The following is a 14,174-nucleotide window of genomic DNA, read 5'->3' on the forward strand; positions in this document are numbered from 1 at the left end:
CGGCGTGTCTGCTTGCCTGGATGTTGGATGTGCCGCCGTCATCGCGAGCAGGCTCGCTCCCACACTGGATCTTCAGTGGGCAAGAAACTTGTGTTCGGCACAGATCCCTCTGTGGGAGCAAAGCTTGCTCGCGATGGCTGGGGTGTTGAATGTACGGGCGCCATCGCGGGCAAGCCTTGCTCCCACATGGGTTCCTGGCGTTAGCAGGTTTGGAGATAACGCTTATTCGAAACCAATCTGTCGAGCGGTGGCATTTATGGTGGTTCTGGAGCGTCCTATCTGGTGAACCGGCCTGTTCAGAACTAGATTTTCTTGAGCGCCGTCAGGCCCCCGGCTTTATCCGGAAAAGAAGGAATTGGCTATGAACAAGCTGCTACGCATGATGTTTTTGCTGAAGGTCTTGGTGATGCTGTCCCTGGGCTCCACCGCCGCGTGGGCGGAATGCGATGAGCACGAGCAGCACGCATCGAGTGGCTCGGTGGCGCAGGGTGAGTTGATGCTTGCTGCGTCCGATTCGGACGCCGATGATCCGGATGATGGCGAGGACGATGATGGCGCGCCAATCGATACGCCGGACGGTGATGAAGATGAAAATGAAGAGGGTGATAGCCAGACTTAAGACCCTTGGAAAGAAAAGCCCTCCTACCCGATCAAACAGCTGGTCGGGGGAGGGTTTTTTCATGTGTCAGGCTGATACACCGGGGAGGCTGTTTTGGGTCCGCTTCGCGGCCCAGCAGGAGCAAGCTCCCTCGCCACAAGTGCTCTATCTGCCTTTTCCTTATGCCTTACGCCGCGCCGTCGAGGAACTGCTCGGCGTAGTGACACGCCACCAGACGGTTATCAAGCGGCCGCAACGCCGGTTCTTCGGTCTTGCAGCGCTCGGTGGCGTACGGGCAGCGCTTGTGGAAGGCGCAGCCGGACGGTGGGTTGAGCGGGTTGGGCAGTTCGCCGACGATCTTGATCTTCGGCTTGTTCGGGTCCGGGTGGATGGTCGGGGTGGCCGACAGCAGCGCCTGGGTGTACGGGTGCAGCGGGCGGCTGTAGATGGACTCGTTGGGGCCCATTTCCACCGGACGGCCGAGGTACATCACCATCACGTCGTCGGCCACGTGCTGCACCACCGCCAGGTTGTGGGAAATGAACACGTAGGCGGTGTTGAATTCCTGCTGCAGGTCCATGAACAGGTTCAGCACCTGGGCCTGGATCGACACGTCCAGCGCTGACGTCGGTTCGTCCGCCACCAGCACCTTGGGTTGCAGCATCATGGCGCGGGCCAGGGCGATGCGCTGGCGCTGGCCGCCGGAGAACATGTGCGGGTAGCGCTGGTAATGCTCGGGGCGCAGGCCCACCTGCTTCATCATCGCCTGGACTTTTTCCCGCCGCTCGGTGGCCGACAGGTTTGTGTTGATGAGCAATGGCTCGGCCAGTTGATCACCGATTTTCTGCCGTGGGTTGAGGGACGCGTACGGGCTCTGGAAGACCATCTGCACGTCTTTGCGCAATTGCTTGCGTTCGGCCTTGTTGGCGCCGGTCACTTCCTGGCCGGCGATTTTCAGGGAGCCGGAGGACGGCTCTTCGATCAGTGTCAGGGCCCGGGCGAGGGTGGATTTGCCGCAGCCGGATTCGCCCACTACGGCCAGGGTCTTGCCGGCTTCCAGTTCGAACGACACACCGTTGAGGGCGCGCACGGTCGCATGGCCCTTGAACATGCCGCGGGACACTTCGTAATGACGGGTCAGGTCACGGGCGGTAAGTACGACGGCCATCACGCCACCTCCTGGTTCAACGGGTAGAAGCAGCGGGCGAGGCTGTTGGATTTCGGATCGAGGGCCGGGCGTTGTTGACGGCAGTTGTCCTGCACGTACGGGCAGCGCGGCGACAGCAGGCAACCTTTTGGACGGTCGTAGCGACCGGGCACGATGCCGGGCAAGGTCGCCAAGCGCTCGGCGCCCATGCTGTGCTCCGGAATCGCCGCCAGCAGCGCTTCGCTGTAGGGGTGGGCGGGAATGTCGAACAGTTCGGGCACCTGGCCGACTTCCACGGCCTGGCCGGCGTACATCACGCACACGCGCTGGGCGGTTTCAGCCACCACGGCAAGGTCGTGGGTGATTAGCACCAGGCCCATGTCCTGTTCTTTTTGCAGGGCCAGCAGCAGGTCCATGATCTGCGCCTGGATGGTCACGTCCAGGGCGGTGGTCGGTTCGTCGGCGATCAGCAGCTTCGGCTCGCCGGCAATCGCCATGGCAATCGCCACACGCTGGCTCATGCCGCCGGACAGTTGATGCGGGTAGGCGTCCATGCGACTGGCCGCGCCGGGGATCTCGACTTTTTCCAGCAATTCGATGGCGCGCTTGCGGGCGGCCTTGCCGGACATCTTCAGGTGCAGGCGCAGGACTTCTTCGATCTGGAAGCCCACGGTGTAACTGGGGTTGAGCGCGGTCATCGGGTCCTGGAAGACCATCGCCAGGTCTTTGCCGACGATCTGCCGGCGCTGGCGGTTGCTCAGCTTGAGCATGTTCTTGCCGTCGAAGTTCAGCGCGTCGGCGGTGACGATGCCGGGGTGCTCGATCAGCCCCATCAGCGCCATCATGGTCACGGATTTACCCGAGCCCGATTCGCCGACGATGGCCAGGACTTCGCCTTTTTCCACGTTCAGGTCGAGGCCGTCGACCACCGGCACAGCGGTGGCGTCGCCGAAGCGGACGTTGAGATTCTTGATTTCTAGCAGTGACATGGGAATCTCCTCAGGCGGCATTCTTGAGTTTCGGGTCCAGCGCATCGCGCAGCCCGTCGCCCATCAGGTTGATTGCCAGCACGCTGAGCAAAATGGTCAAGCCAGGCAGGCTCACGACCCACCAGGCGCGTTCGATGTAGTCGCGGGCCGAAGCCAGCATGGTGCCCCACTCCGGGGTCGGCGGCTGGACGCCGAGGCCGAGGAAGCCCAGGGCGGCGGCGTCGAGGATCGCCGAGGAAAAGCTCAGCGTTGCCTGGACGATCAGCGGTGCCATGCAGTTGGGCAGCACGGTGATGAACATCAGGCGCGGCAGGCCGGCACCGGCCAGGCGGGCGGCGGTCACGTAGTCGCGGTTCAGTTCGCCCATCACGGCGGCACGGGTGAGGCGCACGTAGGACGGCAGCGAGACGATGGCGATGGCGATCACGGTGTTGATCAGGCCTGGACCGAGGATGGCGACGATCGCCACGGCCAGCAGCAGCGAAGGCAGGGCCAGCATGATGTCCATCAAACGCATGATGGTCGGGCCGAGCAGACGCGGGAAGAACCCGGCGAACAGTCCCAGCAGGATGCCCGGGATCAGCGACATCACCACCGACGACAAACCGATCAGCAGCGACAGGCGCGAACCCTGGATCAGGCGCGAGAGCAAATCGCGGCCCAGCTCGTCGGTGCCCAGCAGGAACTGGATCTGCCCGCCTTCAAGCCATGCCGGCGGCGTCAGCAGGAAGTCGCGGTATTGCTCACTCGGGTCGTGAGGCGCGACCCACGGCGCAAAGAGCGCGCAGAACACCACCAGGATCATGAACAGCAGCCCGGCCACGGCGCCCTTGTTGCGGGAAAACGCGTGCCAGAATTCTTTGTACGGGGACGGGTACAGCAGGCTTTGATCGACTGCTACCGCGGTAGTTGGAGTACTCATGGTTTTGATCTCAGCGCTGGTGACGAATGCGTGGGTTGGCAAAGCCGTAGAGGATGTCCACGACGAAGTTGACCAGAATCACCAGGCAGGCGATTAACAGGATGCCGTTCTGCACCACGGGATAGTCCCGGGCGCCGATGGCTTCGATCAGCCACTTGCCGATGCCCGGCCAGGAGAAGATCGTTTCGGTCAGGACCGCACCGGCCAGCAGTGTGCCGACCTGCAGGCCGACCACGGTCAGCACTGGGATCAGCGCGTTGCGCAGGCCGTGCACGAACACCACGCGCGACGGCGACAGGCCTTTGGCGCGGGCGGTGCGGATGTAGTCTTCGCGCAGTACTTCGAGCATCGAAGAACGGGTCATGCGGGCGATCACCGCCAGCGGAATGGTGCCCAACACGATGGCCGGCAGGATCAGGTGGTGCAGCGCATCGAGGAACGCACCCGGCTCATCGGCCAGCAGCGTGTCGATCAGCATGAAGCCGGTTCTCGGCTCGATGTCGTAGAGCAGGTCGATCCGTCCCGACACTGGCGTCCAGCCCAGGGACACCGAGAAGAACATGATCAGGATCAGGCCCCACCAGAAGATCGGCATCGAATACCCCGCCAGGGAGACGCCCATCACCCCATGGTCGAACAGGGACCCTCGCTTGAGTGCCGCGATCACCCCGGCCAGCAGGCCCAGGATACCGGCGAACAACAGCGCGGCCATGGACAGTTCCAGGGTCGCGGGAAATAGTGAACTGAACTCGGTCCATACGCTTTCACGGGTACGCAGCGATTCGCCGAGGTCGCCGTGGGCCAGTTTGCCGATGTAGTCCAGGTACTGGGCATACAGCGGTTTGTTGAGGCCAAGGCGTTCCATTGCCTGTGCATGCATTTCGGGATCGACCCGACGTTCGCCCATCATCACTTCCACGGGGTCGCCGGGGATCATGCGAATCAACGCGAAGGTCAGCAAGGTGATGCCGAAGAACGTGGGGATCAATAATCCCAGTCGGCGGGCAATAAAACTAAACATCTTCAGGTGTACCTCATCAGCCGGTTAGGCGTGCCCGGCAATCCCTGGGTTAGGGTTGCCGGGCGTTTTCTTATCTACTTCACCTGGGTGGTGGCGAAGTTGTTGGTGGTGAGCGGGCTAATCACGTAGCCCTCTACGTTGTTGCGCATTGCAGTGAACATGCGGGTGTGGGCCATGCTGATCCAGGGTTGGTCCTGGTTGAAAATCACCTGGGCCTGCTCATAGAGCTTGATGCGCTCCTCGGGGTTCACTGTGGCGCGAGCCTGGTCGATCAGCGCCTGGAACTTCTCGTTGCACCAGCGCGCGTAGTTTTCGCCGTTCTTGGCGGCCTCGCAACTGAGCATAGGCGTCAGGAAGTTATCCGGGTCGCCGTTGTCGCCCGCCCATCCGGCGGAGACCATGTCGTGCTCGCCGTTTTTCGCGCGCTTGAGCATTTCGCCCCATTCCATCACGCGGATGTCGACCTTGATCCCGACCTTGGCCAGGTCCGCCTGCATCATCTGCGCGCCGAGCATCGGGTTGGGGTTGGTCGGGCCGCCGCCGTTGCGGGTGAACAGGGTGAACACGGTGCCTTCCGGCACGCCGGCTTCCTTGAGCAACTGGCGTGCCTTGTCCAGGTCGCGGGTCGGGTTCTTCAGGTCGTGGTTGAAGCCCAACAGTGTCGGTGGGTACGGGTTGACCGCTACGGTGGCGTTGCCCTTGCCGAACAGTGCGTTGACGTAGGCTTCCTTGTCGAAGGCCAGGTCGATGGCTTTGCGCACCCGCACGTCGCTCATGTACTTGTGGCTGGTGTTCAGGGCGGTGTAGGAAACGGTCATCGCATCCAGCTCGGCGACCTTCAGGTTCGGGTCTTTCTTGATGCTGGGGATGTCATCGGGTTTGGGGTACAGCGCGATCTGGCACTCGTTGGTCTTGAGTTTCTGCATGCGCACGTTGTTGTCGGTGGCGATGGCCAATACCAGCGCATCGGCCGGCGGCTTGCCACGGAAGTAGTCCGGGTTGGCCTTGAAGCGAACCTGGGCGTCCTTGTTGTAGCGCTGGAAGACGAACGGGCCGGTGCCGACTGGCTTGCTGTTGAGGTCGCCGGCCTTGCCTGCCTTGAGCAACTGGTCAGCGTATTCGGCGGGGTAGATCGAGGAGAAGGCCATGGCGATGTCGGCCAGGAACGGCGCTTCGCGGCGGGTCAGGCTGAACTTGACCGTGTGTTCGTCGACTTTCTCGACGCTCTTGAGCAGTTCCTTGAAACCCATGCTTTCAAAGTAGGGGAAGCCCACGCTCGACAGTTTGTGCCACGGGTGGTTCGGGTCCAACTGGCGCTGGAAGCTCCAGACCACGTCGTCGGCGTTCATGTCGCGGGTCGGCTTGAAGTATTCGGTGGTGTGGAACTTGACGCCCTTGCGCAGGTGGAAGGTGTACGTCAGGCCATCGTCACTGATGTCCCAGGATTCGGCCAGGGCTGGAATCACTTCGGTGGTGCCGGGCTTGAAATCGGCCAGGCGATTGAAAATGGTTTCCGCCACGGCGTCGGCGGTGACTGCAGTCGTGTATTGGACCATGTCGAAGCCTTCCGGGCTGGCTTCTGTGCAAACCACCAGGGGTTTGGCCGTGGCGCCAACGGCGACACTCAGCAGCGCAGCGGCGATGGCGGCGCGTAGGGGGATCATGTTCATCGTCAATCCTCTGCAATCGGGTAAATGGCAAAAGACCGGACGGGCGACCTTGTGAGTCGACCGCCCAGTGGCAGTTTAGAGAATGTTGAACGGAATGGTGGTGACCAGGCGGAACTCGTTGAGGCTGCCGTCGGCCTGGTTTTCGCTGGCGCGGTGTGCGGTGTAGGTCGCACGGACCGCGGTGGCTTTCAGTGGGCCGCTTTGTACGGCATAGGACGCGCCGATGCCGTATTCGTAGTGGTGCTCACCGTCCATGGCGCGGACATCGCTATAACCGGTGCTGTTGTAGTGAGTACCGTCGATGCCCCAGCCGCGAGCCTGGTAGATGTTGAACTTCAGGCCCGGCACGCCGTATTCGGCCATGTTCAGGCCGTAGGCGATCTGGAAGGATTTCTCGTTCGGGCCGTTGAAGTCCGACAGCAGGGAGTTGGCCAGGTAGATGCCGTTGGTTTCGTGCAGGTAGTCGAAGTACTCGTTACCGTTCACTTCCTGGTAGGAGAAGGTCAGGCTATGGGCCTGATGCGTCAGGCCGAACGACAGGGAGTAGGTGTCGTTGTCGATCTCGCCCAGTTTGCTTTTGCCCGAATCCACGGTCTTGTAGTAGTTCAGGCCGGTGGTCAGGCTCAGCACCGAGCTGTCGCCCAGTTCATGGGTGGCGCCGAAGTAGTACTGGTTCCAGAGGTCTTCGGCCTGGGTCGCCCACAGGCTGGTTTTCAGGCTGGCCAGAGGCTGGTAGGTGATGCCTGCCGTGTTGACGTGATCGGTTTCAACGCTGCTGTCGCCGTATTCGGAACGGAATTTGCGCTGGCTCTCTTCGGTACGTGGCGAGTTGCGGTCGAAGGTGGCGATGTCGAAACCCAGGTTTTCGAACTCTTCGCTGTGCAGGCTCACGCCCTGGAAGCTGGAGGGCAGGGCACGGTTGCCGATGACGTCGACCATCGGGCTGCTGAAGTTCTGGCGGCCGGCAGTCAGGGTGGTGTTGGAAACGCGGGCCTTGACGTTGGCCAGGCCCAGTTTGCTCCACTGGCCCACGGCGTCGCCGCCTTCGCGGGTCAGGGTACGGTTGTTGCCGGCACCAGGACGGGTGGTCGGGGCACCGCCATTGTTGGACGCCAGGTCCTTGCGATCCTGGTCCAGGGCGATGACGTTGTAGGCGGCCAGTTCGGTGCTGAAGCCGACGGTGCCTTCGGTGAAGCCCGAGTTGTACTTGATGATGGTGCCTTGCAGCCAGTTGATCCGGCGGTCGGTCTCGCGTGCTTCGCCGTTCTTGCGATAGGTGAGTTTCGCGCCACGCTTGAATTGCTCGTTGGCGTACCAGTTGCGCGTGCTGCCACTGATGGATTGGCCGTCGATGAAGCCCTTGGCTTCGCTTTGCTCGCTGGTGGTCTTGAGGGTCACCGGGGTGACCGCCTGGCTCTGGGATTCTGCATAGGCCGTGGCGGTGATGCTGCTGATGGCCAGGGCCAGTATCGCGGTGCTGCTCAGTTTCATGGGTAACGCTCCTTTCTTTCTTTTTTAATGCCGGTCTTTTTAGGTGATACGGCTATTGGTTTTTGCAACTCATTCACAGCTAGCAAACGTTTGCATGGCGCCTGATCGGCGAATTCAGGCAAGACGTCTGCGTGAGGGCTTCCAGGGGAAGCCCTCGCTGTGTGGCTAAGCGGTTATGGGTTCAGGCTGACGCCCGAGAACACGTTGCGACCGAAGGGGCTGACTTTGAACCCTTCGACTTTGGCACTCAGCGGCTGGTTGACCGTCGAGTGGGCAACAGGGGTGATCGGCACTTGCTGCTTGAGCAACTGCTGGGCCTGTTTGTAGAGCACGGTGCGCTGGTCGCGGTCGGTGACGACCTTGGCCTGCTTGATCAGCTTGTCGTAGTCCTGGTCACACCACATGGAGTAGTTGTTGCCGCCAATGGCGTCGCAGCTGTACAGCGTGCCCAACCAGTTGTCCGGGTCCCCGTTGTCGCCGGTCCAGCCGATCAGGCTGATGTCGTGCTCGCCGTTCTTGGTGCGCTTGATGTACTCGCCCCATTCATAGCTGACGATCTTCACTTTCAGGCCGATCTTGGCCCAGTCGGCCTGGAGCATTTCGGCCATCAGCTTGGCGTTGGGGTTGTACGGGCGCTGCACGGGCATGGCCCAGAGGGTGATTTCGGTGCCTTCCTTGACCCCGGCGGCCTTGAGCAATTCCTTGGCTTTTTCCGGGTTGTAGGGCGCGTCCTTGATGGTGTCGTCGTAGGACCATTGGGTCGGCGGCATGGCGTTCTGCGCCAGTTGCCCCGCGCCCTGGTACACGGCATTGAGAATGCCTTGCTTGTTCACCGCCATGTCCAGCGCCTGGCGCACTTCGACCTGGTCGAACGGCTTGTGGCGGGTGTTATAGGCGATGTAGCCCAGGTTGAAACCGGGCTTCTCGATCAACTGCAACTTGGGGTCGTTCTTCAAGGCTGGTACGTCGGCCGGACGCGGATGCAGGGTGACCTGGCATTCGTTGGCCTTGAGCTTCTGCACCCGTACCGACGCGTCGGTGTTGATGGAGAAGATCAGGTTGTTCAGCTTGACCCGTTCCGGCGCCCAGTACTGCTGGTTGGCGACGTAGCGGATGTTGGAATCTTTCTGGTAGCTCTTGAACTCGAACGGCCCGGTACCGATCGGCTTCTGGTTGATGTCGCTCGGCTTGCCGTTCTTGAGCAACTGGTCGGCGTACTCGGCCGACAGGATCGCGGCAAAACTCATGGCGATGTTCTGGATGAACGCGGCGTCCACGCTGTTGAGGGTCATGACCACGGTCAACGGCCCGGTCGCTTCCACCTTGGCGATGTTCTTGTTCAGGCTCATGCCGTTGAAGTACGGGAACTCGGTGGGGTAGGCCTTGCGGAACGGATGCTGCGGATCAAGCATGCGGTTGAAGGTGAACAGCACGTCGTCGGCGTTGAAATCCCGGGTCGGTGTGAAGTAGTCGGTGGTATGAAACTTCACGCCTTCGCGCAGGTGAAACGTGTACTTCAGGCCGTCTTCGGAAATGTCCCAGCTGGTCGCCAGGCCGGGGACGACATTGGTCGCGCCTTTTTCAAACTCGGCCAGGCGGTTGTACAGCGGCTCGGCGGCATCGTTGTCGGTGGCCGTGGTGTATTGCGCGGTGTCGAAACCGGCAGGGCTGCCTTCTGAACAGAACACCAGGCTGCCGCCAGCGGCCTGGGCTGCGGAGGTCGCGGCCAGCAGGCCGGTGCCCAGCAATGCGGATAAAACCAAGGTATGGCGCATGACGCTCCCTCTCTCGTTCTGGGTGTTTTAACAGTGAACCGGTGTCCTTCCGGGGACCCGGAGCACTGAGCTCATTCCATTGCGTCGCGATGCCGCAGGATCAGCACGCCGTCCAGGCCTCGACGGTAGGAGTCGTGGGCCAGGCGGTAAATGCGTAATGCCTGAAAGACTTGTGGGAAAAGGCGATACGTCCTAAACCAACTGCTGTGGTATGCAGTGCTTTTGGATGTAGGCGATTTCCTGAGTCTTGGTCTCGGCAGATACAGCAACGGCGACGTTGAAGACGTCGCCGTTGCCTATCTTTAATTGCTGACGCTGACGCCGTAGAAGGAGTTCAAGCCAAATGGGCTGATCTTGAAATCCTGCACGTTGGCGCGCATGGGTTGATACACCGTCGAGTGAGCGATAGGTGTCATTGGCACGGCATCCTTGAGGACGTGTTGTGCCTGTTTGTACAGTTCGGTGCGTTTGGACTGGTCGGAGGTGCGCTTGGCTTGCTTGACCAGATCGTCGAATTTCTTGTCGCACCACTTGGAGAAGTTGTTGCCGGCCAGCGAGTCGCAGCCGAACAGCACGTTGAGCCAGTTGTCCGGGTCACCGTTGTCACCGCTCCAGCCGATGATCATCGCCTGGTTCTCGCCACCTTTGGAACGCTTGATGTACTCGCCCCATTCGTAGCTGACGATGTTGACGTTCAGGCCGATTTTCTTCCAGTCGGACTGCAGCATCTCGGCCATCAGCTTGGCATTCGGGTTGTACGGACGCTGGACCGGCATCGCCCACAGGGTGATGTTGGTGCCTTCCTTGACGCCGGCTTCCTTGAGCAGCTCCTTGGCTTTCTCAGGGTCGTACTTGGCGTCCTTGATGGTGGTGTCGTAGGACCATTGGGTCGGCGGCATGGCGTTGACGGCCAACTGGCCGGCGCCCTGGTAGACCGAATCGATGATCTGCGGCTTGTTGACCGCCATGTCCAGCGCCTGGCGGACTTTCAGGTTGGCCAGCACGTTCGGCTCGTTGCTGCCCTTGATCTTGTCCATCACGTTATAGGCGATGTAGCCCAGGTTGAAACCCGCCTGGTCAGGCATCTTCAGCGTTTTATCTTCCTTCAGGGCCTTGAGGTCGGCCGGGCGTGGGAAGAGGGTGATCTGGCATTCGTTTTTCTTGAGTTTCTGCATGCGCACCGACGGGTCGGTGGTGATGGCGAAGATCAGGTTGTCGATCTTCACGTCGTCAGGCTTCCAGTAGTCCTTGTTCCCGGTGTAGCGGATGTTGGAGTCTTTCTGGTAGCTCTTGAACACGAACGGGCCGGTGCCGACTGGCTTCTGGTTGATGTCCGGGGCCTTGCCTTCCTTGAGCAACTGGGCGGCGTATTCGGCGGACTGGATCGAGGCGAAGCTCATGGCCATGTTCTGGATGAACGCGGCGTCGACATCCTTGAGGGTGAACTTGACAGTGTGGTCGTCGACTTTATCGATCTTGGTGATGTTGGTGTCCATCCCCATGTCGGTGAAGTACGGGAACTCGGTCGGGTAGGCCTTACGGAACGGGTCATCCTTGCTGATCATGCGATTGAAGGTGAACAGCACGTCGTCGGCGTTGAATTCGCGGGTCGGCTTGAAGTACGGGGTGGTATGGAACTTGACGCCTTCTCGCAGATGGAAGGTGTAGGTCAGGCCGTCTTCGGAAATATCCCACTTGGTCGCCAGGCCAGGAATCACGGCGGTGCCGCCACGTTCGAACTGGGTCAGGCGGTTGAACATGGTCTCTGCAGAGGCGTCGAAGTCGGTTCCGGTGGTGTACTGACCAGGGTCAAAACCGGCCGGGCTCCCTTCGGAGCAGAACACCAGGTTAGTCGCGGCTTGGGCGAAAGGTGCGCTGGCTAATAAGCTCGCGCCGACTAAAAACGGAATGACCGCTTGTTTAAGCATGTTGGCCTCATGATTTGTTGTCATTTTTTGATTTGAGGGCGACCTCGTGAGTCGTCCTGCCGATACTTATGCAGGCCCCATACCCAATGCAAGATCCAGAACGGTCACAAGTCCGAAACAGTGGCACGAACGTACCTTAATGTCGCATCTGTGTAACTTCCGGCGCATTTGATCGTTTGCGCGTGTTTTTTCGGGGCAAATAGCGCCCTTTCCCGGTGCGTTGAGCGGCCGCAGCGCACTGGAAATGGGCAGGTGTTACTTCTTCAAACCCACGCCGTAGAAGGGCGTGAGGCCGAATGGGCTGAGTTTGAAATCCACCACTTGCCTGTTTATCGGTTGGAATACCGTGGAGTTGGCGATCGGGGTGATCGGCACCTGTTGCTTGAGGATTTTCTGCGCTTGTTGGTACAAATCGATCCGTTTCTGGCGGTCTGTCGAGACTTTGGCCTGCTGGATCAAGCGGTCATACGCCGGGTCGCACCACTTGGCGTAGTTGCTGCCCTTGACCGCCGCGCAGCTGTACAGCACCCCCAGCCAGTTGTCGGGGTCGCCGTTGTCGCCGGTCCAGCCGTAGATCATTGCATCATGTTCGCCATTCTTTGCACGCTTGATGTACTCGCCCCATTCATAGCTGACGATGTTGGCCTTGATCCCGATCTTGGCCCAATCCTGCTGGATCATCTGTGCAGACATTCGCGCATTGGGGTTGGAGGCGCGCTGCACCGTCATCGCCCATAAATCGATGGTTGTACCGGGCGCAACTCCGGCCTCCTTCAGTAGCGCCTTGGCCTTGGTCACGTCATGAGGCGCGTCCTGGATGGTCGGGTCGAACGACCACTGGGCCGGCGGCAAGGCGTTCTGGGCCAGCTGCCCGGCGCTCTGGTACACGGCCTTGATGATCGCCGGCTTGTCGATGGCCATGTCCAACGCCTGGCGGACCTTGAGCTGATCCAGGGGCGGGTGCGTGACGTTGTAGGCCAAAAAGCCCAGGTTGAAACCGGGCTGCTTGAGCACTTGCAGGTTCGGGTCTTGCTCGATCACCTCGATGTCGGCCGGGCGCGGGTAACCACTGACCTGGCATTCGCCGCGCTTGAGCTTTTGCAGGCGCACGGCGGCGTCCGGGGTGATGGAAAAAATCAGGTTGTCGAGCTTCACGTCCTCGGGTTTCCAGTACGCGGTGTTGGCGGCGTAGCGGATCTGCGAGTCCTTCTGGTAGCGCTTGAACACGAACGGCCCGGTGCCGACGGGTTTCTGGTTGAGGTCGCCGGCCTTGCCTTGTTTCAACAACTGCGCCGCGTATTCGGCGGACTGCACGGAGGCGAAACTCATCGCCAGGTTTTGCACGAAGGCGGCATCGACGTTGTTCAGGTTGAAGCGCACGGTGTGTTCGTCGACTTTCTCGACGCTTTTGATCGTGGTGTTCAGGCCCATGTCGGTGAAGTACGGCGACTCGGTGGGATAGGCCTGGCGAAACGGGTGTTGGGGGTCGAGCAGGCGCTGGAAGGTGAACAGCACGTCGTCGGCGTTGAACTCGCGGGTGGGGGTGAAGTAGTCGGTGGTGTGGAATTTCACCCCGTCGCGCAGGTGGAAGGTGTAGGCCAAGCCATCGGGGGATACGTCCCAGCTCGTCGCCAATCCGGGTTCGACTTCGGTGCCGCCGCGTTTGAATTGGGTGAGGCGGTTGAAGACGGTTTCGGCCGAGGCGTCGAAGTCGGTGCCGCTGGTGTATTGGCTGGGGTCGAACCCGGCGGGGCTGGCTTCGGAGCAGTAGACCAGGGTGGTGGCGGCCTGGGCCATTGGGGCGCTGCTGATCAGGGCCAGGGTGAGCAGGAGGGGCTTGAAGGTGGTTCTGTCCATGAAATCCCTTGGGGGGTGGTGAGGTTTTCAGGAGAGTAGCGTTGCGGGTGGGGGTGTTGGAAATATCGAAAAGTGAGGGGGACCGTTGGGTTTGGGTATAGCCTCTTGGACGAGGCGGCCTTACAGCCGGCCTGGCTCTCCCGGTCGTACACCCGTCAGGTCTGTGGGAGCAAAGCTTGCTCGCGAGGCGGCCTGACAGCCGACCTGGCTCTCCCGGTCGTACACCCGTCAGGTCTGTGGGAGCAAAGCTTGCTCGCGAGGCGGCCTGACAGCCGACCTGTCTCCCGGTTGTACGTCGATCAAACTGTGGGAGCGAGCTTGCTCGCGATGGCGGTCTGATTGAGTACATATCCATTGCTGCGGTAACGGCCACTTCGGGTTCCGCCCTGACGGCGGGTCACTTTCGAAAAGCCCGGAAGCCGGCCCAGTCGAAAGTAACCAAAGCGCTCCTGCCCCACCACTCGGTGCCTCGCCTAGGCTCGGCATGCCCTCACTCCGGCATTGCTCCGTGAGCCCGCCGCGAAGGGCCATCGATGACCCAGCGCGGCTATCCCGGCATCCATGCCGGGATGCCCACTGCACAATGCCTGCGTTCGGCCAGCGTGGTTAACGGGGCGCCCGAGATCAACGTCCACCGCGAGGCGGCCTAGTAGCCGACCTGGCTCCCCCGGTCGTACACCCATCAGATCTGTTTGAGCAGGACCTGTGGGAGCAAAGCTTGCTCGCGAGGCGGCCTTATAGCCGACCTGTCTCCCGGTTGTACGTCGATCAAACTG

Annotated in this window: 10 protein-coding genes; 1 reads left to right on the forward strand and 9 read right to left on the reverse strand. The window is 60.9% G+C overall.

Annotated features, from left to right (window positions below):
- Positions 1-361: 361 nt before the first annotated feature.
- Complete coding sequence (locus LOY50_RS04355; RefSeq protein WP_253471596.1) at positions 362-619, forward strand: hypothetical protein; 258 nt, start codon at positions 362-364, stop codon at positions 617-619.
- Positions 620-785: 166 nt separating this feature from the next.
- Here the strand turns inward: LOY50_RS04355 and LOY50_RS04360 are convergent, their stop codons facing one another.
- The 9 genes from LOY50_RS04360 to LOY50_RS04400 form a co-directional block, all read right to left on the reverse strand.
- Entirely contained in the window at positions 786-1,766 is a 981-nt protein-coding gene (locus LOY50_RS04360) for a peptide ABC transporter ATP-binding protein (protein WP_253471598.1), read from the reverse strand.
- Positions 1,766-2,734 carry an ABC transporter ATP-binding protein gene (locus LOY50_RS04365; RefSeq protein ID WP_258690370.1) on the reverse strand — a complete coding sequence of 323 codons (969 nt, stop codon included), beginning with the start codon at positions 2,732-2,734 and terminating at the stop codon, positions 1,766-1,768. The genes LOY50_RS04360 and LOY50_RS04365 overlap by 1 nt, the downstream gene beginning before the upstream one ends.
- A 10-nt stretch (positions 2,735-2,744) precedes the next feature.
- Positions 2,745-3,656 carry an ABC transporter permease subunit gene (locus tag LOY50_RS04370; protein ID WP_214511231.1) on the reverse strand — a complete coding sequence of 304 codons (912 nt, stop codon included), beginning with the start codon at positions 3,654-3,656 and terminating at the stop codon, positions 2,745-2,747.
- Positions 3,657-3,666: 10 nt separating this feature from the next.
- Positions 3,667-4,677 carry an ABC transporter permease subunit gene (locus LOY50_RS04375; protein ID WP_109753517.1) on the reverse strand — a complete coding sequence of 337 codons (1,011 nt, stop codon included), beginning with the start codon at positions 4,675-4,677 and terminating at the stop codon, positions 3,667-3,669.
- Between the two features lie 74 nt (positions 4,678-4,751).
- Entirely contained in the window at positions 4,752-6,347 is a 1,596-nt protein-coding gene (locus tag LOY50_RS04380) for an ABC transporter substrate-binding protein (protein WP_258690371.1), read from the reverse strand.
- Between the two features lie 75 nt (positions 6,348-6,422).
- Complete coding sequence (locus tag LOY50_RS04385; RefSeq protein ID WP_214511233.1) at positions 6,423-7,838, reverse strand: OprD family porin; 1,416 nt, start codon at positions 7,836-7,838, stop codon at positions 6,423-6,425.
- 173 nt (positions 7,839-8,011) lie between these two features.
- Positions 8,012-9,613, reverse strand: a complete 1,602-nt coding sequence (locus LOY50_RS04390) for an ABC transporter substrate-binding protein (protein WP_214511234.1) — start codon at positions 9,611-9,613, stop codon at positions 8,012-8,014.
- 302 nt (positions 9,614-9,915) lie between these two features.
- Positions 9,916-11,541, reverse strand: a complete 1,626-nt coding sequence (locus LOY50_RS04395; protein WP_214511235.1) for an ABC transporter substrate-binding protein — start codon at positions 11,539-11,541, stop codon at positions 9,916-9,918.
- Positions 11,542-11,796: 255 nt separating this feature from the next.
- Positions 11,797-13,398, reverse strand: a complete 1,602-nt coding sequence (locus LOY50_RS04400) for an ABC transporter substrate-binding protein (protein ID WP_258690372.1) — start codon at positions 13,396-13,398, stop codon at positions 11,797-11,799.
- Between the last annotated feature and the right edge of the window lie 776 nt (positions 13,399-14,174).

Source organism: Pseudomonas sp. B21-010 (assembly GCF_024749325.1).
Lineage (GTDB): Bacteria > Pseudomonadota > Gammaproteobacteria > Pseudomonadales > Pseudomonadaceae > Aquipseudomonas > Aquipseudomonas kilonensis.